Source organism: Gordonia sp. 135 (assembly GCF_009720185.1).
Classification (GTDB): Bacteria; Actinomycetota; Actinomycetes; order Mycobacteriales; family Mycobacteriaceae; genus Gordonia; species Gordonia alkanivorans.
Window position 1 is genome coordinate 940,068 of record NZ_CP046257.1, and the last position, 24,714, is coordinate 964,781.

Annotated in this window: 23 protein-coding genes; 20 read left to right on the forward strand and 3 right to left on the reverse strand. The window is 68.9% G+C overall.

Features of this window, described 5'->3' with window-relative positions; genetic code table 11:
* Positions 1–13: 13 nt before the first annotated feature.
* From GKZ92_RS04345 to GKZ92_RS04360, 4 genes are all read left to right on the forward strand, one after another.
* On the forward strand, positions 14–760 hold the full coding sequence (locus tag GKZ92_RS04345) for a phosphoglyceromutase (protein ID WP_006358521.1): 747 nt from the start codon (positions 14–16) through the stop codon (positions 758–760).
* 99 nt (positions 761–859) lie between these two features.
* Positions 860–1,180 (forward strand): GNAT family N-acetyltransferase, encoded by a 321-nt coding sequence (locus GKZ92_RS04350; RefSeq protein ID WP_006358522.1) that lies wholly within the window; start codon positions 860–862, stop codon positions 1,178–1,180.
* Positions 1,181–1,319: 139 nt separating this feature from the next.
* Positions 1,320–2,678, forward strand: a complete 1,359-nt coding sequence (locus GKZ92_RS04355; RefSeq protein ID WP_006358523.1) for a sensor histidine kinase — start codon at positions 1,320–1,322, stop codon at positions 2,676–2,678.
* Positions 2,675–3,361, forward strand: coding sequence for a response regulator transcription factor (locus GKZ92_RS04360; RefSeq protein ID WP_006358524.1), 687 nt, complete (start codon positions 2,675–2,677; stop codon positions 3,359–3,361). Before GKZ92_RS04355 ends, GKZ92_RS04360 begins: the two co-directional genes overlap by 4 nt.
* 30 nt (positions 3,362–3,391) lie before the next feature.
* On the opposite strand, the gene GKZ92_RS04365 is transcribed toward GKZ92_RS04360, so the two are convergent.
* Entirely contained in the window at positions 3,392–4,252 is an 861-nt protein-coding gene (locus GKZ92_RS04365; RefSeq protein ID WP_035752078.1) for a hypothetical protein, read from the reverse strand.
* Positions 4,253–4,307: 55 nt separating this feature from the next.
* Here GKZ92_RS04365 and GKZ92_RS04370 point away from each other — a divergent pair, with 55 nt between their 5' ends.
* The 10 genes from GKZ92_RS04370 to GKZ92_RS04415 all read left to right on the forward strand — a co-directional run bounded on the left by GKZ92_RS04370 (position 4,308) and on the right by GKZ92_RS04415 (position 14,658).
* Positions 4,308–5,285 (forward strand): Ppx/GppA phosphatase family protein, encoded by a 978-nt coding sequence (locus GKZ92_RS04370; protein ID WP_187346464.1) that lies wholly within the window; start codon positions 4,308–4,310, stop codon positions 5,283–5,285.
* A gap of 131 nt (positions 5,286–5,416) precedes the next feature.
* Positions 5,417–7,189 carry a hypothetical protein gene (locus GKZ92_RS04375; protein WP_155225021.1) on the forward strand — a complete coding sequence of 591 codons (1,773 nt, stop codon included), beginning with the start codon at positions 5,417–5,419 and terminating at the stop codon, positions 7,187–7,189.
* On the forward strand, positions 7,186–8,094 hold the full coding sequence (locus GKZ92_RS04380) for a sugar phosphate isomerase/epimerase family protein (protein ID WP_155225022.1): 909 nt from the start codon (positions 7,186–7,188) through the stop codon (positions 8,092–8,094). The genes GKZ92_RS04375 and GKZ92_RS04380 overlap by 4 nt, the downstream gene beginning before the upstream one ends.
* 64 nt (positions 8,095–8,158) lie before the next feature.
* The gene (locus tag GKZ92_RS04385; protein WP_155225023.1) at positions 8,159–9,046 is read left to right on the forward strand and encodes a thioesterase family protein; all 888 of its coding nucleotides are present in this window, start codon (positions 8,159–8,161) and stop codon (positions 9,044–9,046) included.
* Positions 9,047–9,052: 6 nt separating this feature from the next.
* Complete coding sequence (gene proC, locus GKZ92_RS04390; RefSeq protein ID WP_035751763.1) at positions 9,053–9,913, forward strand: pyrroline-5-carboxylate reductase; 861 nt, start codon at positions 9,053–9,055, stop codon at positions 9,911–9,913.
* Between the two features lie 188 nt (positions 9,914–10,101).
* Positions 10,102–10,335 (forward strand): helix-turn-helix domain-containing protein, encoded by a 234-nt coding sequence (locus GKZ92_RS04395; RefSeq protein ID WP_006358531.1) that lies wholly within the window; start codon positions 10,102–10,104, stop codon positions 10,333–10,335.
* A gap of 314 nt (positions 10,336–10,649) precedes the next feature.
* A complete protein-coding gene (locus GKZ92_RS04400) occupies positions 10,650–10,751 on the forward strand; it encodes a 30S ribosomal protein bS22 (protein ID WP_003402602.1) in 102 nt (33 codons plus the stop codon).
* Between the two features lie 110 nt (positions 10,752–10,861).
* Positions 10,862–11,914 carry an NAD-dependent epimerase/dehydratase family protein gene (locus GKZ92_RS04405; protein ID WP_006358532.1) on the forward strand — a complete coding sequence of 351 codons (1,053 nt, stop codon included), beginning with the start codon at positions 10,862–10,864 and terminating at the stop codon, positions 11,912–11,914.
* Positions 11,915–12,432: 518 nt separating this feature from the next.
* A complete protein-coding gene (locus GKZ92_RS04410; RefSeq protein WP_051405861.1) occupies positions 12,433–13,428 on the forward strand; it encodes a lysophospholipid acyltransferase family protein in 996 nt (331 codons plus the stop codon).
* Between the two features lie 66 nt (positions 13,429–13,494).
* Positions 13,495–14,658: a zinc-binding dehydrogenase gene (locus GKZ92_RS04415; protein ID WP_035751761.1), complete on the forward strand. Its 1,164-nt coding sequence runs from the start codon at positions 13,495–13,497 to the stop codon at positions 14,656–14,658.
* A gap of 6 nt (positions 14,659–14,664) precedes the next feature.
* On the opposite strand, the gene GKZ92_RS04420 is transcribed toward GKZ92_RS04415, so the two are convergent.
* Together GKZ92_RS04420 and GKZ92_RS04425 are read right to left on the reverse strand one after the other, a co-directional pair.
* Positions 14,665–17,034: a transketolase-like TK C-terminal-containing protein gene (locus GKZ92_RS04420; RefSeq protein WP_006358535.1), complete on the reverse strand. Its 2,370-nt coding sequence runs from the start codon at positions 17,032–17,034 to the stop codon at positions 14,665–14,667.
* A 63-nt stretch (positions 17,035–17,097) separates the two neighbouring features.
* Positions 17,098–18,270 carry an HAD family hydrolase gene (locus GKZ92_RS04425; RefSeq protein WP_006358536.1) on the reverse strand — a complete coding sequence of 391 codons (1,173 nt, stop codon included), beginning with the start codon at positions 18,268–18,270 and terminating at the stop codon, positions 17,098–17,100.
* Positions 18,271–18,444: 174 nt separating this feature from the next.
* Between GKZ92_RS04425 and GKZ92_RS04430 the strand changes: the two genes are divergently transcribed.
* The 6 genes from GKZ92_RS04430 to hemB all read left to right on the forward strand — a co-directional run bounded on the left by GKZ92_RS04430 (position 18,445) and on the right by hemB (position 24,709).
* Positions 18,445–18,699 carry a glutaredoxin family protein gene (locus GKZ92_RS04430; RefSeq protein ID WP_006358537.1) on the forward strand — a complete coding sequence of 85 codons (255 nt, stop codon included), beginning with the start codon at positions 18,445–18,447 and terminating at the stop codon, positions 18,697–18,699.
* 145 nt (positions 18,700–18,844) lie between these two features.
* Positions 18,845–19,672, forward strand: coding sequence for a redox-sensing transcriptional repressor Rex (locus GKZ92_RS04435; RefSeq protein WP_006358538.1), 828 nt, complete (start codon positions 18,845–18,847; stop codon positions 19,670–19,672).
* Entirely contained in the window at positions 19,669–21,045 is a 1,377-nt protein-coding gene (locus GKZ92_RS04440) for a glutamyl-tRNA reductase (RefSeq protein ID WP_155225024.1), read from the forward strand. The genes GKZ92_RS04435 and GKZ92_RS04440 overlap by 4 nt, the downstream gene beginning before the upstream one ends.
* Positions 21,042–21,986, forward strand: coding sequence for a hydroxymethylbilane synthase (hemC, locus tag GKZ92_RS04445; protein WP_006358540.1), 945 nt, complete (start codon positions 21,042–21,044; stop codon positions 21,984–21,986). Before GKZ92_RS04440 ends, hemC begins: the two co-directional genes overlap by 4 nt.
* A gap of 49 nt (positions 21,987–22,035) precedes the next feature.
* A complete protein-coding gene (locus GKZ92_RS04450; RefSeq protein ID WP_006358541.1) occupies positions 22,036–23,718 on the forward strand; it encodes a uroporphyrinogen-III synthase in 1,683 nt (560 codons plus the stop codon).
* Positions 23,719–23,731: 13 nt separating this feature from the next.
* Positions 23,732–24,709 carry a porphobilinogen synthase gene (gene hemB, locus GKZ92_RS04455; protein ID WP_006358542.1) on the forward strand — a complete coding sequence of 326 codons (978 nt, stop codon included), beginning with the start codon at positions 23,732–23,734 and terminating at the stop codon, positions 24,707–24,709.
* Positions 24,710–24,714: the final 5 nt, after the last annotated feature.

The window sequence follows — 24,714 nt, forward strand, 5'->3', positions numbered from 1 at the left end:
GAAACTATCGCCCATGAGCAACGGCACCCTGATCCTGATGCGTCACGGCGAGAGCGAATGGAATGCGTCCAACCAGTTCACCGGATGGGTGGACGTGGCGCTCACGGACAAGGGCAAGGCCGAGGCCGTACGGGCCGGTGAGCTGCTCGTCGAGCACGATCTGCTGCCCGACGTCCTGTACACCTCGCTGCTGCGACGCGCCATCTCGACGGCGCAGATCGCTCTCGACACCGCCGACCGCCACTGGATCCCGGTGGTCCGCGATTGGCGTCTGAACGAGCGTCACTACGGTGCGCTCCAGGGCCTCGACAAGGCCGACACCCTGGAGAAGTACGGCCAGGAGCAGTTCATGCTGTGGCGTCGCAGCTACGACACCCCGCCGCCGGCCATCGAGCCCGACGCCGAGTACAGCCAGGTCGGCGACCCGCGCTACGCCGACCTCGACGAGGTGCCGCTGACCGAGTGCCTCAAGGACGTCGTGGCGCGGATGATCCCGTACTTCACCGAGACGATCGCCGCCGACATCCAGGCAGGCAAGACCGTGCTCGTCGCCGCCCACGGCAACTCGCTCCGGGCGCTCGTCAAGTACCTCGACGGCATCTCCGACGAGGACATCGCGGGTCTGAACATCCCCACCGGCAACCCGCTGCGGTACGACCTCGACGAGAACCTCAAGCCTCTGAACCCGGGCGGCACCTACCTCGACCCCGAGGCGGCCGCGGCCGGCGCGGCCGCGGTGGCGGCCCAGGGCCAGAAGTAGCCTCTCCGACACGCCTTCGCCGCCCGCAGACGCCGGGCGGTGAGCGCGTAACATAATCGTCATAGCTTCTTGGGTGTGACGCGCGCTACATTAGACGCTATGGCGGATGTGGGCACCCTGCGGATCGATCATTCACCTGCTCGGGAACGGTATGAGGCGATGCTCGCCTCCGATTCCTTCGGCGAGGACGAGGTGGTCGGGTACCTCGACTATGTCTCCGAGCCGTATCAGGTCGTGCTCACGCACACAGTGATCCGCGAGCAATACAGCGGGCACGGCTATGCGGGACAACTGGTTCGGTTCGTCCTCGAGGACATCCGGGCGAGTGGCAAGCAGGTCGTGCCGGTCTGCTCGTATGTACAGCGTTTCATCCAGCTCCATCCGGAGTTCGCCGACATGGCGGTGCCGGTCCCCCAGTGATCCGCGCCGCCGGCGTGGGCTCCACCCGCCGACGGTCCGACCCGGCGGCCGCAAGGCCTTCGGCGAACGGCACGTGAACAGCTGCCCAACAGCTGCGACACGTGTGCAACTCGCGTTGGTTCCGCCGTAAGCTGGGCCTGTGACCGCCGCAATCTCAGCCGCGACGATCGCGTTCGTACTCGCGCTCATCCTCGGAGTCATCCTGGGTCGCTGTCTCGGCGCCTCCCGGTGGCCCCGACGCTTCTCGCTCGGCTCCTTGTTCGGCCGGGGTAGCACGTCCATGCAATCCGACGCCTCCGGCGCCGCGGCCCTGCCCGTCCCGGCCACCGACCGCGCGCAGGTCCCGAGGGCTGTGCCCGCCTCGGCCGAGATCCGCGATTCCGATGTCGCGTCGACGACCGCCGACGGCCGGATGACCAAGGCCGGCCTGCTGAGCATGGTCGTTCGCAACTCGTCGACCGCCGTTGCGGTGGTCGACGAGTTCCGCGACGTCGTGATGTTCAATCACCGGGCTGTCGAACTGGGGATCGTCCGCGACATGTTGCTCGCCGACCCCGTCTGGGATGCCGTCAAGGACGTCCTCGACACCGGCGTCGAGCAGAACTTCGAGTTCAGTCCACCCACCTCGACCCTCGGCTTCGTCTCCACCGGCCGCACCCCGCGGCCGACCGTCGAACATGTGCGCTGCCTGGCCAAGGTGGTGGCGCAGGACGACGAGCGGTACGCCGTGGTCTACGGCCTCGACGACACCGAACACAAGCGTCTCGAGGCCACCCGCCGCGACTTCGTGGCGAACGTGTCGCACGAACTCAAGACACCGGTCGGCGCGATCGGGCTGCTCGCCGAGGCTCTCCTGGAATCGTCCGACGACGTCGAATCGGTCCAGCACTTCGGCCAGCGGGTTGTGGGGGAGACCAAACGTATGGGCAGGCTGGTGAGTGAGCTGCTCGCGCTGTCGCGCCTGCAGGACGGCGACACCCCCGAGTTCACCCCGATCGACGTCGACGAACTGGTCGACGACGCCCTCGCCGCGGCGACGCTCACCGCCGAGGCGGCGTCGATCGAACTGCGTTCCGACGATCCGCTGGGCGCGACGATCCGCGGCGACCGGCTGCTGCTGTTGACTGCCCTGAACAACCTCATCTCGAACGCCATCGCCTACTCGCCCGCCGACACCGTCGTCTCGATCAGCCGACGCATCATCCGGATCGACGGCCGTCCCATGGTGGCGATCGCCGTCACCGACCGCGGTATCGGCATCGCCCGCGCCGACCAGCAGCGTGTCTTCGAGCGCTTCTTCCGGGTCGACCAGGCGAGGTCGCGGATGACCGGTGGCACCGGTCTGGGCCTGGCGATCGTCAAACACGTGGCCGCCAACCACGGCGGCACGATCAATCTGTGGAGCGAACCCGGTACGGGCTCCACCTTCACTTTGTGTATCCCCGAGGACCTGTCCGACGTGGGCTGGTCCGCTGACGACAAGGAATCCGAGAGTTGACCCACGTGCTGATCGTCGAGGACGAGGAATCGCTGGCCGATCCGCTGGCCTTTCTGCTGCGCAAGGAGGGGTTCGAGGCCAGCATCGTCAACGACGGTGCCCAGGCGTTGCCCGCCTTCGACCGCGTCAGCCCCGACATCGTCCTTCTCGATCTGATGCTCCCCGGGATGTCGGGGACGGAGATCTGCAAGGCCCTGCGTGCCCGGTCGAACGTGCCGGTGATCATGGTGACTGCCCGGGACACCGAGATCGACAAGGTCGTCGGACTGGAGCTGGGCGCCGACGACTACGTGACCAAGCCGTATTCGGCGCGGGAGCTCATCGCCCGCATCCGGGCGGTCCTGCGCCGCGGGGCGGACGCCGGCGACGACGACCTCGATCTCGGTGTCGTCGAGGCGGGCCCGGTCCGGATGGACGTGGAACGACACACCGTGGCGGTCAACGGCGAGCCGATCACGTTGCCGCTCAAGGAGTTCGATCTTCTCGAGTATCTCCTGCGCAATGCCGGCCGCGTGCTGACCCGCGGGCAGCTGATCGACCGGGTCTGGGGAGCGGACTACGTCGGCGACACCAAGACCCTCGACGTGCACGTCAAACGCCTGCGCTCCAAGATCGAGCCGGACCCGGCCAGCCCCAAACACCTCATCACGGTCCGCGGTCTCGGGTACAAGATCGAGGCCTGAAACGGGTGCGCGGTCTCCCGCGCACCCGGCTCACTCCGGCGGCTGCAGCTCGTATTTGACGTCGGTCTCGCGGCGTGCGGTTGCGGCGGTGGTCGCCGGGTGAACGGCGATGAGCCCCAGACCCTTACGGCGCCGGCAGGCGGCCGCGAGTGCCTCGTAGGCGGGGGCGCCGAGGAGCTCGGTCAGCTCGGGCGCATAGGACTCCCACACCTGCTTCGCGCCGACGTGGGCGTCGGGTGAACCCGAGCAGTACCACTTGAGGTCGTGGCCGCCCTCGCCCCATCCGCGACGGTCGAACTCGGTGATCGTGGTCTGCAGGATCTGGGTGCCGTCGGGCCGTTCCACCCAGTCCTGCTCACGGCGCACCGGCAGCTGCCAGCACACGTCGGGCTTGACGGTCAGCGGTTCGAGTCCCTTGCGCAGGGCCATCGAATGCAGTGCGCATCCGACGCCGCCCTCGAAGCCCGGACGATTCAGAAAGATGCACGCGCCCTTGTGGAGTCGCGTCTTGAGCGCCGGCTCGTCGTCGAGGTCGCCCTCCTCGAGATACCCCTTGGGGCCGAGCGGGTTCTTGCCCGAGCCCTTCTTGTAGAACTGCCAGTCCTCCGGGGTGAGCATGGAGACGCCGTGGGCGAGACGTTCCCGATCGTCGGAGTCGGACAGGTAGGCGCCGTGGCTGCAGCAGCCGTCGGTCTCGCGTCCGGGCAGGATGCCCTGGCAGGCCGGGGTGCCGAAGACGCACGTCCAGTGCGACAGCAGCCAGGTGAGGTCAGCTCTGATGAAGTGTTCGGGATCGGCCGGATCGACGAATTCGTACCATTCACGCGGAAAGTCGAGTTCGACCTCCGGGGCGGGCGTGATTCGTGGCGCGGACGGCGAGAGTGCGGTCACGACCACAACGGTAGCCGGGATCGTGCCGACACGGAGCCTGCACTACCGTTGACGCGTGCGCTTAGGAGTTCTGGACGTGGGCAGCAACACTGTTCACCTCCTGGTGGTCGACGCCCATCGCGGTGGCCACCCGACGCCCATGAGTTCGACCAAGGCCGTTCTGCGCCTCGCCGAACAGATCGACGCCGACGGGCGGATGAGCGACAAGGCGGTGTCCAAGCTGATCGACTCCGTCACGGAGTTCACCCACATCGCCGGCACCTCCGGATGCGAGCAGATGATGGCTTTCGCAACGTCGGCGGTCCGCGACGCCACCAACTCCGACGATCTGCTCGACGAGGTCGAGCAGCGCACCGGGGTGCGTATCACGGTCCTGTCCGGGCGCGACGAGGCGCGGCTCACCTCACTCGCCGTCCGACGCTGGCGCGGGTGGAGCGCGGGACGCATCCTCGCCCTCGACATCGGCGGCGGTTCGCTGGAGATGTCCAACGGCGTCGACGAGGAACCCGACGTCGCGCTGTCGCTGCCGCTCGGCGCCGGACGACTCACCCGCGACTGGTTGCCCGACGACCCGCCGGACCGGCGTCGGATCGGTGTGCTGCGGGACTGGCTCGACGCGGAACTGCGCGCCCCCGCCAGGGAGCTCCTCGCGCCCGGCGCACCCGACCTGTGTGTCGGCACCTCGAAGACCTTCCGCAGCCTCGCCCGCCTGACCGGCGCGGCACCGTCGAGCGCGGGCCCCCGTGTCCGGCGCGAGCTGACGACGAGCGGACTCCGTCAGCTCATCTCCTTCATCTCCCGCATGACCCGCTCCGACCGCGCCGAACTGGAAGGCGTCAGCGCCGATCGTGCCGGTCAGCTGGTCGCCGGCGCGCTCGTGGCGGAGGCGGCTATGCGGGCCCTCCAAGTCGATACACTGGAAATCTGTCCGTGGGCTCTGCGGGAGGGTGTTATCTTGCGTCGACTCGATGCGGAACCAGCCGACTCGTTCGAGCCCTCACAGACGACTGGCGCCCGGGGCGGCGTCGGCTGATCCGGTCTGCGACGCCCACGGGCGCGCGGGATGGGGGAGACGGTCGACGGTGCGTCCACGAGCGCCGAGAGGTACCCAAGCGGATGCGCTCGACCGGCATCCGGTGACGTTCGAGGACGGAGAGCCACTTCATGTCGAAGGATTCGGAACCCGAATCTCGACCCATTTCGGTATCGGAACTACTCGCCCGGTCGCAGGCGGCCGGCGGCACGACGCCCACGCGGCGTGACGGTCGCGGGCGGCGACGCGCAGGTCGCGACGGCTCGGTCTCGGTGTCCGAACTGACCGGCGAGATCCCGAAGATCACCGACGCGCCCGCCACGCAGGCCGACGAGAAACCCGCTTCTGCGGACGAGAACGCGTCCGCGCAGACCGAACCCGCAGTGGTGGAGGCGTCCGAGGTCGAAGCGCCCCAGGCGAAGACCGCCGAGGTCGAGCAGCCGGAGGCCGAGCCGGCCGAGACCGCATCGACCCCGGAACCGTCCGCATCGGAACCTTCCGCACCCGAATCGTCGGCGAGGACCGAGAGCCCGAGCGGTCCGTTCCCGCGGTCGGGGAACCCCGTCGCGCGTCGCGCCGCCGACGACCGCCCGGTCGCCGACCGGTCCCGCCCGGACCGGCCGTTCGCATCGTCCGGTCGCAACGCCAGCGGTATGCCCGGTTACGGCGAGGCACCGCCGGCCACCCGTGACTTCAGCTCGGATTCCGTCGCCCGGCGCATGAGCCCGCCGCGCGACTCGGAACCCGTCGACGAGGAGTCGGCGAACGCGGTCACCGGCATCATCCCGGTCGTGGAAGGTTCCGACGAGGGTCTCGTCGTCGTCGAATCCGACGACGTGGTGACCTATGACCTCAACGAGGTCGACTCGGGTTCCGATCCGCGCGAGCGGGCCGACGCCGGGTTCTCCGACGTCATGGACTTCGATGCCTACCGCAACTTCGCCGACGTGGAGGGCGACACCGACACCGGTGCCCGGCCGGCGGCCGGTACGAGTGGGCCGAAGAAGGGCGCCAAGGCGCTCGGCGGGCTCGCACGCAAGCTGTTCAGCCGCAAAGCGGCCGGCGCCGCCGCGGGAACAGCCGCTTCGGCCGCCGCCTCGACGACCGGCACGGATTCCGCGACGTCGTCCGCGCCGGGTGGTCGCGCACGAGCCGCCGCAGCACGGGCACGTGACGACGAGAACCCGACCGAGATCATCGAGCCGATCGCGTCCCCGGGGGACGCCGCCCACGACGAGGCGGCAGCGGGGGACACCCGCGTCGAGGAGACCCGTCCCGCAGAGACCGACGAGACAGAGGCATGGCAGGCGTCGGCCCAGTGGTACGACACCGAGGCGTGGTCGGCGCCGGTCGTCGACGAGGAGGACGACCAGCCTCGCGAGACTCCCGAGCCGGCCGCGGAACCCGAGCCCGTCGACAAGCCCGACACCGCCCGCCTCGCGGAGACCGCCGACCTCGACGAGACCCCCGGCAGTGTCGCCGACGGGCCGGCGGAGGACACCGCCACCGTCGCCGGTACGACGCCGCCTGAGCTGGAGGAGGCCGCGAAGCCCGCGGTCAGCGTCGGTGAGGCCGACGAAGCCGAGACCGACGAAGCCGAGACCAGGGAAGCCGAGACCAGGGAAGCCGACACCGAGGACGAGAGGTCCCCGGCCGCCGCGTGGCTCCTGATCTTCGGTCAGGCGGTCGTGGGTCTGGTCGTCGGTATCGGCCTGTTCTGGGGCTTCACCGAACTGTGGCGCTGGAACCCGTACTTCGCGCTGGTCCTTGCGGTCCTGGTGATCTTCGGGATCGTCACGCTGTCGCACGTGGTGCGGCGCACCAAGGACCTGACCACGACGCTGCTCGCGTTGGGGGTCGGCCTGTTGGTGACCATCGGTCCACTGGTACTGCTGGCCACGTGACGACGCCCGGGACGACTCCGCTCCCCAGACCGGAGATACCCATCGGTCTGTCGACCGCCTCGGTCTATCCGCAGAACACCGAGGCGGCCTTCGCCTACGCCGCGGACCTCGGCTACGACGGTGTCGAGCTGATGGTCTGGGGCGACCCGGTCAGCCAAGACATCCGACGCGTGGGATACCTGTCGGACCACTACCAGGTGCCGGTGCTGTCCATCCATGCCCCGTGCCTGTTGATCACCCAGCGGGTGTGGGGTCGCGACCCGGTCGTGAAGCTCGCACGATCGGTGCAGGCGGCCGAGGACCTCGGCGCGTCGACCGTCGTGGTGCACCCACCGTTCCGCTGGCAGCGCGGCTACGTGTCGGCCTTCGACGACCTCGTCGGCGAGCTCGAGGACGACAGCGGCGTCGCCATCGCCGTGGAGAACATGTTCCCGATGCGGGCGGACCGCTTCTTCGGCTCGCGCGAGCCATCCGTACGCCGCCTCCAGAAACGTGGCGGTGGGCCCGGTCTCGCCGCCTCGGCGTTCGGCAAGTCGATCGACCCCACCGACGACGGGTACTCGAACTACACGCTCGACCTGTCGCACACCGCGACGGCCGGTGTAGACGCCCTCGACCTGCTCGATCGCATGGGACCGAACCTCAACCATCTGCATCTCGCGGACGGTCACGGCGCCGCCACCGACGAACACCTCATCCCCGGTGACGGCGGACAACCGTGCGCCGAGGTGTGCCGTCGAATCGCGGAGAGCGACTTCGCCGGTGCGGTCGTGCTGGAGGTCACCACGGGCAGCGCACGCACCAAGCCCGAACGCAGTGCACTGCTCGCGCGTTCGCTAGATTTTGCGCGGCAGCATCTCAAACGGGAGCTGCACCCCGAGAGCGCCGGCCGGCTCGACACCTGACCCCGGAGATCGTCGCGTCCCGGTCTTCCGCCGGCGTCGGGGTCGGCACGACGAAAGCGGGACGATGACCAGCAAGATCACCGAGGTACTGGCGCTGACCGAGGTGGAGCGCGGTGGTCCCGACTCCATCACCTTGCGAGCGCACATCGACGAGACCTTCACCATCGGACCCAAGGTGCACGGCGGAAGCCTGCAGATGGTGGTGGCGAAGGCGGCGCGCACCGCACTGACCGCCCTCACCCCGGCCCCGCGACCGGACGGTGACACGAAGGACGGCGACACGAAGGCCACCGACGCGGCGGCCGCGATGATCCCGGTCGCCATCGCCAGCGACTACCTCACCGCACCCGACGCCGCCGACGTCGACCTCGCGATCTCTGTGCGCAAACGCGGCCGGACCGTCACGGTCCTCCAGGTCGACGCGGTCCAGCAGGGTCGCACGGTCGTGTCCTCGTCGGTGACGATGGCCCGCCCCGACTCCGGGACCCCGCATCACTCCGGCCCCAACGTGCTCGACGGCACGCCCGCCGAACCACCGTCGACCGGGATCTCGCTGGACGGTTCGCCGATCGCCGAGATCAACCATCTCGGTGCGGCGGTCGACCTGGTCCTCGACGCCGAGACGTTCCCGATGGTCCGCGGCGAGACCGGTGAGCCGCTCGTGCGCGGGTGGATTCGTCCGAAGGGCCTCGATCCCGACGAGTACTTCGCGGTCCTGGTGTGCGACATCTCGCCGCCGGTGGTCTTCAACCTCGCGATGTTCGGCTGGGCGCCGACCGTGCAGCTGACCACCTACGTGCGTCGGCATCCCGCGCCGGGATGGCTGCGGTTCGCCGCGACGAGTACCGAGGTCGGGCCCGGAATGTTCGAAGAGGATCATCTCGTGGTGGACTCGACCGGGACAGTTGTCGCCCAGTCGCGTCAGCTGGCACTCATTCCCGCAGGAAGGTAGACATTCGTGACCGAACGCATCGCCATCATCGGTGGAGGCAAGATCGGGGAGGCGCTCCTGGCCGGCCTGATCGGCGCCGGAACCCCGACGAAGGATCTCGTCGTCGCGGAGAAGCTCGAATCCCGCGCGTCCGAGATCGCCGACGAATACGGGGTCCTGGTGACCGACGTGAAGACGGCCGCCGAATCCGCGCAGTACGTGTTCCTCGCCGTCAAGCCGGATGCCGTCGACTCGGTGCTGCGGGAGCTGGCCTCGGCCGAGGACAACGCGCAGACCGAGCGCGTGACCGTGACCCTCGTCGCCGGCATCCCGCTGGCCCGCTACGAGAGTGCGCTACAGGCGGGTTCGCCGGTCATCCGCGTCATGCCGAACACGCCGATGCTGGTCAACGAGGCGATGTCCGCGGTGTCAGCCGGACGCTACGTCGGCGATGAGCAGCTGCGCGCCGTCGTCAACATCCTCAAGACCGTCGGCCGGGTGGCCGTGGTGCCCGAGAAGCAGATGGACGCGGTCACCGCCGTGTCCGGGTCCGGTCCCGCCTACGTCTTCCTGCTCGCCGAGGCGATGATCGACGCCGGCGTCGGTCTGGGTCTGACCCGCGCACAGGCGTCGGAGATGACGATCCAGACCATCCGTGGCGCCGGGGTCCTGCTGAGTGATTCCGGGATGTCACCGGTCGATCTGCGGGCCGCGGTGACCTCACCGGGCGGCACGACCGCGGAGGCGATCCGGGAATTCGAGGCGAACGGCCTGCGGCACGCCGTCTACCAGGCCACACGCGCCTGTGCGGCCGCCAGCGCCCGCGGCGGACGTCGAGTGGAAGTCGAGGGTTTGGCGGCGGGACACGCGGTGTCCGACACCCCATGAGTTGTGGTCGACAGGCCGCTAAACCCCAGCATGTTGGGGTCGAGTCCCAGGAATCTCAGAAATCACGGTCCCTCACGTCGCTTTTTTCACATCTGCCACGCTAAGCTGCTTTAAGCACGTGCGTGTCTGATGTCCGCAGGAGGGGAAGCCTGCGGCCGCGACGCGTGCACCGGAGGTATGAGTGATCAATGGCACCTGCAGACACTCCTGGTGACAGGGCGGCCTCGGTGAGCAACGCGACCTCTGCGTCGCAGTTCCTCACCGTCGCCGAAGTTGCGTCGCTGATGCGCGTTTCGAAGATGACCGTTTACCGTCTCGTCCACAACGGCGAACTGCCCGCGGTTCGGGTCGGACGCTCGTTCCGTGTGCACGCGAAAGCGGTGCACGACTACCTGGAGACGTCGTACTTCGACGCCGGCTAGGTTCGGTCTCGGCTGACGCGCCGATCAGCAGTTCTACCCAGCACTCCCGAGGGTGGCCGCACGGCCGCCCCGGGAGTGCTGTGTCTGGTGCGGGTGTCCACCCGGGCCGGCAGACCGTCCCGGTGGTCATTTCGGCCACCGCGATTTCCCGATCCGATACACCGCCCGGTAGGCTCAGTGGTCGCGTACCTGGATGTACCGGTGAGCTCCTCGAGCCGGGTAGTCGACGCCAGTCGACGACCACTGACGAAGCCGATCGAGTGCAGGCCAGGGTCGGTCAAGTACATCAGTGTCAATCGTGAGGAAGCGCCCCCATGGGTTCAGTGATCAAGAAGCGCCGCAAGCGCATGTCGAAGAAGAAGCACCGCAAGCTGCTGCGTCGAACCCGGGTGCAGCGCCGCAAACTCGGCAAATAAGCACTCTCATGGCACCAGGACCCGCCTCGGCGGGTCCTTTTGCTGTTTGAAGGACCCGATCCGGGGCCCTCGACGGGCTGAAACGGGCCGATGACGTTAGCCTCGACGCCATGGCCGAATCCTCCGCAGTGCTGCCCCGGGTCGTCCTGGTGACCGGGGCGTCGACTTTTCTCGGCGGGTACCTTGTCGCAAGGCTCGCGGCCAATCCGCAGATCGAACGTGTGCTGGCCGTGGACTCCCGGGTGCCGCGCAAGGACCTCCTGCGCCGGATGGGGCGTGCAGAGTTCCTGCGTCTGGACATCCGGCGACCCACCATCGCAAAGGCGCTGGTGTCGTACGAGGTCGACACGGTGGTCCACGCCGCGACGTCGATCGCCGACACCGCCCCGCACTCGGCGGCCATCAAGGAGTTCAACGTCGTCGGCGCGATGCAGGTCTGTGCGGCCTGCCAGCGGACGCCGTCGGTGAAGCGGCTCGTACTTCGGTCGACCGGGATGGTCTACGGCTCCAGTGCACACGACCCGTCGCACTTCTCCGAGGAGACCCGCGCACGCCGCGAGCCCAAGCGGGGTTACGGCCGCGACCTCCTCGACGTCGAGGGCTACGTCCGCGGACTCGGACGCCGCCGCCCGGACATCGACATCACGATCGTGCGCCCACAGGCGATGCTCGGACCGCGGATCACCACGCGCATGGGTTCGTACCTGTCGGCGCCGGTCGTCCCGACGGTCATCGGATACCAGCCGCGCCTGCAGTTCCTCCACGAGGAGGACGCACTCGCGGCGATGGAGCACGTGACCCTCGCCGGCAAGCCCGGCACGTTCAACCTCTCCGGTGAGGGTGTGGTGACGTTGTCGCAGGCCATCCGGCGGGTCGGGCACGTCGAACTGCCGGTGCCGAGTGGTCTCCTCGCGCCGATCGCCGGAGTGTTCCAGGACCTGCGCTCGGCGAAGCTCCGTTCCTCGCAGACCGAGTTCCTCACCTACGGCAGGGTGCTGGACACCACCAGGATGCGCACCGAGTTGGGTTTCGTGCCGCGGTACACGACCATGGAAACCCTGGATGACTTCGTGAAACGCAGCGGCGTGACGCCGGTGATCGGGACCGACGTCTGGCGGGCTCTGGAGCAGCGTGTCGTCTCGGCCGCACATCAACTCCAGTGAGTTGTGGATGAGATTGGTGCGAGGTGTGGCCGTCGACGTGCGCAACGTCGGTGCAACCTCTAGACTTGGTCGCCAGACCCACATCGCGCGCGGGGGAGTCACTCCACCGCGGGCGACGGGTGAGACTTCGGGAACATGCTGACGATCACACGGGGAGATCGCGGGTCGTTCCCGGGTTCTCGTTTCATGTCATCGACGACGCAGCGTTACGTCTGCCGGTCTGGGGGGATGGCTTGTGACGGAACGACGGCCAGTAGTTCAGGCACCCCGGTTCAGACGTCGAGCGGGGGGTTCACCGACACGGACGATCCACGGGACAGGAACAAGGGGTGAGCGCCTTGCCAGGTAGCGGAGCGACGGATGCACGTACCGCCAAGGTCATACAGCTCTACGCGTCACCGTCGGGTCCGGACGCCTCTGCGGATCGCCGCGGTGCACGTGATTCGGGGCGCCGTCGACATCCGAGCCAGCAGGTTCCGGGACAGCGCACGAATACCGGTGTCATGCAAGGTGATTCGATGCTCGGCCATCCCAACACCGATGGATTCGGCCGTCCGCCCGCGCGGGTGACCCCGATCAGCAACGAGATCGCGCTGTCGGATGAGGCGCTCGGTGTCGAGCACCGCGGCCCGTCCAAGTCGAGCCCGCTGTTCGGTCTCGGGGGCATCCGGAACGCCGTCGCCGACACCCTGACCTCCACCGCGGGTTTCATCCGCGAACGGATGGCGGGCGAGTACGAGGTCGACGAGTTCGGATTCGACCCCCATTTCACCGAATCGGTGTGGTTTCCGGCGCTCCGCCAGGTCTACGAGAAGTGGTTCCGCGTCGAGGTCACCGGTATCGAGAATCTGCCCCTCGAGGGCGGTGCGCTGCTCGTTGCCAACCACGCCGGCACCATTCCGGTCGACGCGATCATCACCTCGCTGGCCGTCCGCGACAACCATCCCGACAATCGGTATCTACGTGTCCTCGCCGCCGACATGGCCTTCGACTCACCGGGCATCAGCGAGGTCGCGCGGCGTATCGGCGCGACGCTCGCCTGCAACAACGACGCCGACCGACTCCTGCGCGCCGGTGAACTCACCGCCGTATGGCCGGAAGGGTTCAAGGGCATCGGCAAGCTCTACAAGGACCGGTACAAGCTGCAACGGTTCGGCCGGGGCGGCTTCGTGACGACCGCGCTGCGCAACGCGGCGCCGATCATCCCGGTGTCGATCGTGGGCTCGGAGGAGATCTATCCGATGCTCGCCGACCTCAAGCCGCTCGCCAAGGTGCTCGGCCTGCCGTACTTCCCGATCACGCCACTGTTCCCGTGGCTCGGGCCCCTGGGCATGGTGCCGTTGCCGTCGAAGTGGCACATCCACTTCGGCCGCCCGATCGAGACCGGTTCCTACGACGAGTCGTCGGCGGACGACCCGATGGTGGTCTTCGACCTCACCGACCATGTACGCGAAGAGATTCAGCAGACCCTGTTCCGGATGCTGAGCCGCCGCGGAAGTGTCTACTTCGGCTGACCCCGCATTTCGGCTGACCCCGCATTTCAGCTGACGCAGCGCCCGTCGGCTGCTACCCATTGAGGCATGCGTGCAGTCGTGTGTCGAGCCGGTGAGCTGACCGTCCAGGACGTCCCCACCCCCGTACCGGAAACCGGGCAGGTTCTCCTGCGTGTTCTGCGGGCGGGCATCTGCGGTTCCGACCTCCACGCCCGCGTGCACTGCGATGCGACCGCCGATGTGTCCGGCGAGGTCGGTTACGACGCGTTCATGCGGTCCGACCAGTCGGTCGTCATGGGTCACGAGTTCGCCGGCGAGGTGGTGTCCTACGGTCCCGGATGCCGCAAGCTGTGGGCGCCGGGGACGCCGGTGGTGGCGGTGCCGATGATCCGCCACGGCGACGAGGCGCACCTGACCGGCCTGACGGCGTCGGCCCCGGGCGCCTACGCGCAGTTCGTGCTGGTGTCGGAGGACATGACCTTCGAGATCCCCGACGGGCTGTCGGTCGACCACGCCGCCCTCACCGAACCCCTTTCCGTCGCCCATCACGCGGTCCGACGCGGCGAGGTCGGCCGGCGCGATGTCGCCGTGGTGATCGGGTGCGGGCCCATCGGCCTCGCGGTCATCGCCATGCTCAAGGCGTCGGGCGTGCGCACCGTGATCGCGAGCGACCTGTCCGAGGGACGCCGGGCGCTGGCCGGCCGCGTCGGCGCCGACATCGTCGTCGACCCGGCCGTGGAGTCGCCGTTCGACCGGTGTGCGCAGGAGGGGAAATACGTCACCGCCGCGCAGGACCTGCTCGGCACCGCATTCGATGCCATGCACACCCTGCGTCGAATTCCGTTGGCCCCGTGGAACTCCCTGTTCCGGATCGCCGATCGGCTCGGCGCGACGCCGAAGGGGCCGGTGATCTTCGAATGCGTGGGCACCCCCGGCATGATCGAGCACATCGTGTCCAACGCCCCGTTCCGCTCACGTGTCGTCGTGGTCGGTGTGTGCATGGAACCGGACACATTCCGCCCGGCGATGGCGCTCAACAAGGAGATCGAACTGCGATTCGTGTTCGTCTACGACCCGGCCGAATTCCACGAGACGCTGCAGATGATCGCCGCGGGCAAGGTCGACGTCGCGCCGATGATCACTGCGACGGTCGGACTCGAAGGGGTCGCGCCGGCGTTCGATGCGCTCGGGTCGGCCGCCCACCACGCGAAGGTGCTGATCGACCCGATGAGTGAGGTTGCCTCGCTCTGAACAGGATCAGGTCGCGAGGTCGAGGGCGGCGCGGACGATCGAATCGGCGTCGATGCCGTGGAGGCGATACACGTCCTCGAGCGAGCCGACCTGACCGAACCGGCTGACCCCGAGCGCCGCACCCGGCACGTTGTTGATGCCGGTCAGGAAGGCGAGGGTGTGCGGATGTCCGTCGAGGACGGTGACCATCGGTGCCGCGCGCCCGGGCGGGAACACCTGGTCGAGAATCCACGACGCGGCCTCGGCGAGCCCGCGTCGGGCCTGTAGCGCCTCGAAGATCAGTCCGGGGCTCGTCACGCAGACGACGTCGGCGGCGACGCCCTGATCCGCCAGGCGGTCGGCGGCGGCCAGTGTCTCCGTGCTGACCGCACCCATCCCGACCAGCGTGACCTGCGGGGATTCGCTGCGACGCAACAGGTATCCGCCGGCCACCACCTGACGGCGGCGGCGTTCACGGGCGGCCGGGTCGTCGGGGACCGCGGCGAGTCGCTGGTCGACCGGCCGCGTCGACAGCCGCAGGTACGACGAGGTCCCGTCGGGGCGTCCGAGCCGGCCGATGCACGCCAGCAGCGTCCACTCGACGTCGATCGCGAAGGCAGGTTCGTAGCTGACGCACCCGGGTTGTTCCAGGCCGATCGACGGTGTCGTGATCGATTGGTGCGCTCCGCCTTCCGCTGCCAGCGTGACGCCGGACGGGGTACCCACCAGGATCGACTGGCCGCCGGCGTAGATGCCGTAGGACCACGGCTCGAGTGTGCGCTCCACGAACGGGTCGTAGAGCACGCCGATCGGGAACAGCGGTTCGCCCCAACGACTCCAGGTGGCGCCGAGCTCGCCGATCAGTCCGGCCAGGTTCGTCTCGGCGATACCGAGTTCCATGTGCTGGCCGGTCGGTCGTTCCCGCCAGTGCATGATCGTCTCCGCGTCGTCGGCGAACCAGTCGCGGCGTTCGTTCGGCGACCACACCCCGACCTTGTTCAGCCAGCCGGCGAGATTGGTCGTCGAGCTGACGTCGGGGCTCACGGTGACGACCCGGGCGGAGGCCTCGGGAGCCTCCCGGGACAGGGCGAGGAGCGTACGGCCCAGTGCGGCTTGCGTTGTCGACGTTCCCGACGGTGTCTTCCCGGTGTCGGTCGGGACCGCGGGCGGTGCCGTGGGCGCGACGGGTTCGCGCCGAAGTCGCTCGGCCGTCGCGGCACACAGCCGGCCCTCGTCGGTGTCCTCGTCGAACCGTCCCCACGGATGGCTCGGGTCGAGCCCAAGCGACGCCGCCAGCTCGTCGTACTGTTCGACGGTGAGCAGCGACGAGTGGTTCTGCGGGTGGCCCTCGATCGGCAGTCCGTTGCCCTTGATGGTGTAGGCGAGGATGACCGTCGGACGGGTGTCGTCGATCTGCTCGTAGGCGCCGACCAGGGCGTCGAGGTCGTGGCCACCGAGGTTGCGGATGGCCTCGAGGAGGGTCTCGTCGTCGACCTCGGCGATGAGCGCGGCGACGGCGTCCGAGTCGGGACCCGATCCCGGCAGGCGTTCGCGGACCTCGCCGGCGTCGCACCGCAGCAGGCGTTGATATTCGGGGTTGGGCATGTCGAGGATGCGCGAACGCAGCGCGGACCCGCCCGTCCGCGCGAACAGATCCTCCAGCAGCCGGCCGAACTTCACCATGATCACCTGCCACCCGGCGGCGGCGAACATGGCCTCCAGGCGTCCGGCGGCGATGTTGGGGACGACCCGGTCCAGGGACTGCCGGTTGAGGTCGACGATCCAGACGATCTCGCCGAGCTCGGCCACGGAGGGGTCGAGGATCGCCTCCCAGACCGCGCCCTCGTCCAGTTCGGCGTCGCCGACGAGCGAGTACTGCCGGGCGAGCACCGTGGGCGAACGCCGGTCGGCGGCAACCGCATCGGGGCCGCCGACCGTCGTGTCGAGATAGCGGCGTGCCACCGCACCCCAGATGGGCGCGGTCGCACCGATTCCCACCGACCCGGTCGAATAGTCCACCGCGTCGGGGTCTTTCGTGCGGCTCGGATACGACTGGAGTCCGCCGAACTGCCGCAGCGTCGTCAGATACGACTCGTCGAGACCGCCGAGCAGGTAGTTGATGCCGTGCAGGACCGGTGACGCATGGGGTTTGACCGAGACCCGATCACCCGGCCGCAGTTGCGAGAACCACAGCGACGTCATGATCGACACCATCGAGGCGCACGACGCCTGGTGCCCGCCGACCTTCAGGCCCGACGGGTTCGGCCGAACCCGGTTGGCGTGGTGGATCATCGACGTCGACAGCCAGAGCACGCGCTGCTCGATCGTGCGCAGCGGATCGGGTGTGGCGGTCGCGCCTGCTCCGGGTCCGGGATCGGTGAGGGTCTCGTCCGTCATGGTGGTCCTCTCCGGGATGGGGTCTCTCCGGGCGGTCACCGATGTCGCGACGAGGCGCCGGGGTCAGCGGTGTCGTAGGAGCCGTGCGGCGGCCGCGGCACCGCCGCCGGCGGCGCCCAGCACGATGGCGGTACCGGCACCGTACTTCGCCGCCTTGCGCGCTGTCCGGAAGTCGTACATCTCCCATCCGCGGACCTTGGCGACGTCGCGCAGGTCGGTGTCGGGGTTGATGGCGACGGCCTTGCCCACGAGCGACAGCATCGGGACGTCGTTGTGCGAATCCGAGTACGCGGTACAGCGTTTGAGGTTGAGGCCCTCACGGATGGCGAGTGCGCGCACCGCGTGGGCCTTGCCGGGCCCGTGCAGGATGTCGCCGACGAGACGCCCGGTGAACACGCCGTCGACGCTTTCGGCGACCGTGCCCAACGCACCCGTGAGTCCGAGACGGTCGGCGATGGTCTGCGCGAGTTCGACCGGCGTCGCGGTCACCAGCCACACCTGCTGACCGGCGTCGAGGTGGCGTTGCGCGAGAGCGCGCGTGCCCGGCCAGATCTTGTCCGCGATGTAGTCGTCGAAGATCTCCTCGCCGAGTTCGGCGAGCTCCGAGGTCTGGCGTCCGGCGATGAACGAGAGCGCCTTCTCCCTGCCCTCGGCGACGTCGCGGGCGTTTTCCTTGCCGGTGATCCGGAACTTGGCCTGGGTCCACGCGAAATCCATGATGTCGCCGTAGGTGAAGTACTTGCGGGCGGCGAGGCCTCGAGCGAAGTGCACGATCGACGCGCCCTGGACGAGGGTGTTGTCGACGTCGAAGAAGGCGGCCGCGGTCAGATCGCGCGGGGGTTCGCCGGGCTCGATGTCGGACGGTTCGCGCAGCCGGAGCGAGTCGACGGCGGCTTTCGCGCTCGCCTCGCCGGCGAGGGTCTGACGGAGTTCGTGGGCGGTCTGGCGGAAACGGCCGGTCGCCGCGCTGGCCCGCTGGGAGATCCACGTGGTGACCCGGTGGGTCTCGTCGTCGGCGGCGATGTCGTGGAGTTCGGCGTCCTCGTCGAAGTCGTCGTCGAACTCGATGCGTGCTGCCTGCGACTCCCAGTCGTCGCCGGTGTCGAGCGGGGTGGCGCCGGAGTCGGCCGGTGCGGAGCTTCGCGCCGCGGGGGTTTCGGGACTGGATGCGCCGGGCACAGGGGTGTCGGACGAGTTGTCGGGTCGTTCGTCTCCCGGGCCCGGGGTGTTGCCCACTGCCCACCTCCCACGTCGCGTCTGGCGCCAGCACTGCCTGCGCGGTCCAGCCTAGCGGCCACCCACGACGATCAGCGTCGCCGCGGGGCCGTTGCGGCGCGCCCGGGCCGTGGTTCTCGTCACCGGGCCGGGGTCGCGTCGGCGGGGGAGCGGAGCGCTGCGAGTATGGACCTCATGACCGTGGAACTGCTGACCCGTGAGGGATGCCAGATGTGCGCGACCGCCCGTCGTGACCTGACGCGGATCTGTGGCGAGCTGGGGGTGGAGTTCACCGAGGTCGACGTCGACCGGGCCGCGGCCGACGGCCGTCCCGAGATCCGTGCGGAGTTCGGGGACCGGCTGCCGGTGGTGTTGCTCGAGGGTGACGAGCACAGCTACTGGGAGGTCGACGAGCCCCGGCTGCGTGCCGACCTCACGCGTCAGGGCTGAACCGGCGGTCCGGCCCCGATCCGCCATCGCGGAGAAACGGTGGTGCTTAACACAGCTCCGCGAATCATGAGGGTCCATGTGAAGAGATTCACAGAGGGTTATATCCTCGATGGATCGTGCTGTGCGTAGGGGAGTGGAGGTGAGCGTGGGCGCCGATCGTCAGAAGTCCGGCGACGCCGACCCTCCCGCGTCTGCGCTGCCGCCGCCCGCCGCCACGGTGGCCACCGACATCCCGGCTCCCACAGTGGCCCGGCTGGCCACATATCTGCACGTCCTGCGCTCTTTCAGCCAGCGCGGCGTCCTGGTGGCCTCCAGCGGCGAACTGGCCACCGCGGCCGGGGTGAACCCCGCCATCCTCCGCAAGGACCTCTCCTATGTCGCCGCGAACGGCGTCCGCGGCGTCGGATATGACGTCGGTCGTCTCACCGCGCGCATCTCGATGACCTTGCACACCGACAGCATCCACACGGTCGCACTGGCCGGGGCCGGCCAGCTCGGACGCGCTCTGCTCGCCCACACCGGCTTCGGTCGCGGCTTCCGGGTGGCCGCGATGTTCGACGCCGATCCGGCTCTCACGGGCACATCGCTGGAGGTCGGCGGCCCGCGGATCGCCCCGCTCACCGACATCGCGGCGGTCTGCGCCGAGGTCGAGCCCGCGGTGGAGATCGGGGTCGTGGCCACCGCCGACGACGACGCCCGGCCGGCCTTCGACGCCTTCGTCGGGGCAGGTGTGCGGCAAGTGCTCAACGTCACCCCGGTGGCGCTGACGACGGAGGCGGATGTCGTCGTCAGACAAGTTGATCTAGCCTTGGAGCTACAGGTGTTGACGTTCCAGGCCTCTCGTGGCAGTGCACAGGCCCCACGGAACGACCTCAAGATCTCCTCACGCAGCGACGTCGGTGCGCCTCGCGAGGTGAAGGCGGCCGACGGACGCCACGGAAAAGCAATGGGTGAAGAAACGGTGACAGCGTGAGTGTTCTGTTGTTCGGGGTGTCGCACCGCAGTGCGCCCGTCGAGGTGCTGGAGAGGTTGACGGTCTCCGACCACGACCGTCCGAAGCTGGTCGACGAGTTGCTGTCGTCACGGGCGATCTCCGAGGCCATGGTCGTCTCGACATGCAATCGCGTCGAGATCTACGCGGTCGTCGACGCCTTCCACCCGGCCCTCGAGGCGGTCGGCGAGGTTCTCGGCGACCACTCCGGCATGACCGTCAACGAGATGACCCGGCACGCCTACGTGCGCTACTCCGAGGCCGCCGTCGAACATCTCTTCACCGTCGCCGCCGGTCTCGACTCGCTCGTCGTCGGCGAGCAGCAGATCCTCGGCCAGATCCGCAACGCCTACCTGAGCGCGGACGCCAACGACTCGGCCGGCCGCGTCCTGCACGAGCTCGCGCAGCAGGCATTGCGCGTGGGCAAGCGGGTGCACACCGAGACCGGCATCGACCGTGCCGGCGCATCGGTCGTGTCCGTGGCCCTGCACCGCGCCAAGTCCCTCCTCACCGACCCCGCGACCGGGGCGCACCGGCTGCGCACCGCGGTGGTGGTCGGCGCCGGCGCCATGGGTGGCCTCGCGACCGCCCAGCTGGCCCGTGAGGGCGTCACGGAGATGTCCGTGGTCAACCGCACGGTCGAGAACGCCCGCCACCTGGCCGACAACATCGCCGCCAACCACGGGATCACCGTGCACGGGGTGGGACTCGACGACCTGCCGGCCGCGATGGCCGCCGCCGACGTCGTGGTCAGCTGTACCGGCTCGATCGGCTCCGTGGTGAGCGTGGGTGCGGTGCATTCGGCTCTCGCCGAGCGAAACCGCAACGGCGAGTCGACCCCGATGGTCATCTGCGACCTCGGACTCCCGCGGAACGTCGATCCGGCCGCGGCCCGCCTGCCCGGCGTGCACGTCGTCGACATCGAGGGTCTGCGCGGCCACTCCGAGACCCAGGCCGCGGAGAACGACACCCTCGCGGCCCGGTCCATCGTCGCCGCCGAGCTCGCCGACTACCTGACCCACCAGCGCCAGGCCGAGGTCACCCCGACCGTCGCCGCTCTCCGCCAGCGCGCCGCCGATGTCGTCGAAGCCGAGATCCTGCGCCTCGAGACCCGGCTCCCGGACCTCGAGAACAACCAGCGCGACGAGGTCGCCAAGACCGTCCGCCGCGTCGTCGACAAGCTGTTGCACGCACCGACGGTGAGGGTGAAGCAGCTGGCGTCGACGCCCAACGGCGATCACTACGCGGAGGCCCTGCGCGAATTGTTCGAACTCAAACCAGGTGCGGCCGAGTCGGTTTCGGCGCCCGATCGACTGGGGACCACCGACGCGACCGGCGAGCAGGGTGACCGATGAGTGAAACCCGGACCGCGCCGATCCGTATCGGTACGCGGGGTTCGCTACTGGCCACCACCCAATCCCAGACGATCGCCGATGCACTCACCGCCGCCGGCCACCCGGCCGAACTGGTGATCATCAAGACCGCCGGTGACGCCTCGGCCGCACCGGTCGCCGAGATCGGCGTCGGCGTCTTCACCACCGCCATCCGCGTCGCGCTCCGCGACGACGAGGTCGACGTCGCCGTGCACTCCTACAAGGATCTCCCCACGGCCCCCGAGGACGACCTGACGATCGCGGCCGTCCCGACCCGCGTGGACCCGCGAGACGCGCTGGTCAGCCGGGACGATCTGGTGCTCGGGGAATTGCCGCCGGGATCGGTGATCGGCACCTCGGCCCCCCGGCGGGCGGCACAGCTTAAGGCATTGGGTCTCGGTTTGGAAATCCGCCCCCTAAGAGGCAACCTAGATTCTCGGTTGGGCAAAGTCGCCAGCGGCGAACTCGACGCAGTCGTGGTCGCCCGCGCCGGCCTCGTGCGGATCGGACGGACCGAAGTGGTCTCCGAAGCGCTCGATCCGGTCGTCATGCTGCCGGCTCCGGCGCAGGGTGCTCTCGCTGTGGAGTGCCGCTCAGACGATGCCGAACTGGTGAGAATACTCGCCGAGTTGGACGACAAGTCCACCCGGGCGGCCATCGATGCCGAGCGGGCAGTACTCGCGGCCCTGGAGGCCGGGTGTACTGCGCCGGTCGGAGCGATCGCCGAGGTGGTCGAATCGATCGACGAGGACGGGCGCATCTTCGCCGAACTGTCGCTTCGTGCGGCGGTGGCGGCCGAGGACGGATCCGATGTGATCCGCGCTTCGGCGGTGGGTCCGGTCGATCGTGCCGTCCAACTTGGTAAAGATCTTGCCGCCGAACTGCTGGAGCTGGGAGCGGGCGAACTCGTCAACTCTCCCTAGCAGAGAAAGAACTGCAGCCCTCGACGCGAGGGCAGGAGAGTGCGAACCCATGAGCCGTACGAAGAAGGCAAATCCCGGACGGATCCTGTTCGTGGGGTCGGGTCCAGGTGACCCAGACCTGCTCACCGTGCGGGCACGCACCGTGATCATCAACGCGACCACGGCCTACATCGATCCCGATGTCCCGGCCGCCGTGGTGTCGCTGATCGGCAGCGCGCACCGCGAAGAACCCGCACCGAACACCCGCCGGTCGACCAAGAAGGCCGACAAGACGGCGGAAGACAAAGCCGACGGCACCGATGCGGCGGACACCGCGGCCGCCGCGGATGCATCCGCGGCGGAGGCGGACAAGGCCGACGAGGAGTCGGTGGTGCGCCCGGCGCTCGGTGACCCGACCGAGGTCGCCAAGACCCTCGTGGCCGCCGCCCGCAACGGGGACGACGTGGTCCGCGTCGTCGCCGGTGATCCGCTCACCACCGACTCGGTGCTCGCCGAGGTCAACGCCGTGGCGCGTCACTCGGTCACCTTCGAGGTGCTGCCGGGCCTGCCCGCCGCCTCGGTCGTACCGAGTTACGCCGGCATGCCGCTGGGTTCGACGCACACCGAGGCCGACGTGCGCGGTGAGGTCGACTGGGCCGCCCTGGCCGCGGCGCCCGGCCCGCTGGTCCTGCACGCCACGTCCGGCCACCTGGCCGAGACGGCCAGCGCGCTGACCGAGCACGGGATGGCGCCGCAGACCCCGGCGGCGATCACCATCAACGGCACCACGTGTGCACAGCGCACCATCGAGGCCACTCTCGCGACACTGAACGAGCAGGGCAACGCCCTGACCGGCCCGCTGGTCGTGACCGTCGGCAAGGTCGTGGGTTCCCGCAGCAGGCTCTCCTGGTGGGAGTCGCGGTCGCTCTACGGCTGGACCGTGCTGGTGCCGCGTACCAAGGACCAGGCCGGCGACATGAGCGACCGCCTCGTCAGTCACGGCGCGATCCCCAAGGAAGTGCCCACGATCGCCGTCGAGCCCCCGCGCAGTCCGGCGCAGATGGAGCGCGCGGTCAAGGGACTCGTCGACGGCCGCTACCAGTGGGTGGTGTTCACCTCCACCAATTCGGTCCGCGCCGTGTGGGAGAAGTTCGCCGAGTTCGGTCTCGACGCCCGCGCCTTCTCCGGCGTCAAGATCGCCTGTGTCGGCGAGGCCACCGCGGACAAGGTGCGGTCGTTCGGCATCAACCCCGAACTCGTGCCGTCGGGTGAGCAGAGCTCGCTGGGTCTGCTCGACGAGTTCCCGCCGTACGACGACGTCTTCGACCCGGTGAACCGAATCCTGCTGCCGCGGGCCGACATCGCCACCGAGACCCTCTCCGAGGGACTGCGTGACCGCGGCTGGGAGATCGACGACGTGACGGCGTACCGCACGGTGCGCGCCGCGCCGCCGCCCGCCGAGACCCGCGAGATGATCAAGACCGGCGGCTTCGACGCGGTCTGCTTCACCTCGAGCTCGACGGTCCGCAACCTCGTCGGCATCGCCGGAAAGCCGCACGCCCGCACCATCGTTGCGTGCATCGGTCCCAAGACCGCCGAGACCGCAACGGAATTCGGTCTGCGCGTGGACGTGCAGCCGGAGAACGCGTCGGTTCTCGAACTGGTCGACGCGCTCGCCGAGCACGCCGCCCGGCTCCGCGCCGAGGGCGCACTGCCCCCGCCGCGCAAGAAGTCCCGTCGATCGCGTTCGTGAGCCGGGTGCATCGATGGCACCGCTGATCCGGCCCCGCCGGCTGCGCACCACACCGGCGATGCGTCGGCTGGTCGCCGAGACCACCCTCGCACCACGGCAACTCGTGTTGCCGATGTTCGTCGCCGACGGCATCGACGAGCCGAAGCCGATCTCGTCGATGCCCGGCGTCGTCCAGCACACTCTTGCCTCGCTGCGCACTGCCGCGGCCGAGGCCGTCGAGGCCGGTGTCGGCGGGCTGATGCTGTTCGGCGTGCCGCGTGCGGAGGACAAGGATGCGACGGGCTCGGGTGCCGATGCGGACGACGGAATCCTCAACCGTGCCCTGCGCGCGCTGACCGACGACCTCGGTGACTCGACGGTTCTCATGGCCGACACCTGTCTCGACGAGTTCACCGATCACGGGCACTGCGGTGTCCTCGACGGTCGCGGGCGCGTCGACAACGACGTGACCCTCGACCGCTACGTGTCGATGTCGCTGGCACAGGCCCGCGCCGGTGCCCGGCTCCTGGGGCCGAGCGGGATGATGGACGGCCAGGTCGCCGTCATCCGCGAGGCACTCGACGCCGAGGGCTTCACCGACACCGGAATCCTGGCCTACTCGGCCAAGTACGCGTCGGCCTTCTACGGTCCGTTCCGCGAGGCGGTCGGCTCCTCGTTGCAGGGGGACCGGCGGACCTACCAGCAGGACGCGGCCAACCGGATCGAGTCGTTGCGGGAGGTGCGCCTCGACCTCGAGGAGGGCGCCGACATGGTGATGGTCAAGCCCGCGATGAGCTACCTCGACATCGTGCGCGACGTCGCCGAGATGAGCGACGTCCCCGTCGCCGCATATCAGATCAGCGGTGAGTACGCGATGATCACGGCCGCCGCCGAGCGGGGCTGGATCGACCGCGACGCCGCGATCATGGAATCGCTGACCTCGATCCGTCGTGCCGGCGCGTCGGTCATCCTGACCTACTGGGCCACCGAGGTCGCGAACCGGCTCTCCTGAGCTGA

Bases quoted from the DNA above. Each gene is read 5' to 3' on its own strand.
- GKZ92_RS04345 (WP_006358521.1), top strand. From the start codon at position 14: ATGAGCAACGGCACCCTGATCCTGATGCGTCACGGCGAGAGCGAATGG.
- GKZ92_RS04350 (WP_006358522.1), top strand. From the start codon at position 860: ATGGCGGATGTGGGCACCCTGCGGATCGATCATTCACCTGCTCGGGAA.
- GKZ92_RS04375 (WP_155225021.1), top strand. From the start codon at position 5,417: ATGTCGAAGGATTCGGAACCCGAATCTCGACCCATTTCGGTATCGGAA.
- GKZ92_RS04385 (WP_155225023.1), top strand. From the start codon at position 8,159: ATGACCAGCAAGATCACCGAGGTACTGGCGCTGACCGAGGTGGAGCGC.
- GKZ92_RS04395 (WP_006358531.1), top strand. From the start codon at position 10,102: ATGGCACCTGCAGACACTCCTGGTGACAGGGCGGCCTCGGTGAGCAAC.
- GKZ92_RS04400 (WP_003402602.1), top strand. From the start codon at position 10,650: ATGGGTTCAGTGATCAAGAAGCGCCGCAAGCGCATGTCGAAGAAGAAG.
- GKZ92_RS04405 (WP_006358532.1), top strand. From the start codon at position 10,862: ATGGCCGAATCCTCCGCAGTGCTGCCCCGGGTCGTCCTGGTGACCGGG.
- GKZ92_RS04410 (WP_051405861.1), top strand. From the start codon at position 12,433: ATGCTCGGCCATCCCAACACCGATGGATTCGGCCGTCCGCCCGCGCGG.
- GKZ92_RS04415 (WP_035751761.1), top strand. From the start codon at position 13,495: ATGCGTGCAGTCGTGTGTCGAGCCGGTGAGCTGACCGTCCAGGACGTC.
- GKZ92_RS04420 (WP_006358535.1), bottom strand. From the start codon at position 17,034: ATGACGGACGAGACCCTCACCGATCCCGGACCCGGAGCAGGCGCGACC.
- GKZ92_RS04430 (WP_006358537.1), top strand. From the start codon at position 18,445: ATGACCGTGGAACTGCTGACCCGTGAGGGATGCCAGATGTGCGCGACC.
- hemC (WP_006358540.1), top strand. From the start codon at position 21,042: ATGAGTGAAACCCGGACCGCGCCGATCCGTATCGGTACGCGGGGTTCG.
- GKZ92_RS04450 (WP_006358541.1), top strand. From the start codon at position 22,036: ATGAGCCGTACGAAGAAGGCAAATCCCGGACGGATCCTGTTCGTGGGG.
- hemB (WP_006358542.1), top strand. From the start codon at position 23,732: ATGGCACCGCTGATCCGGCCCCGCCGGCTGCGCACCACACCGGCGATG.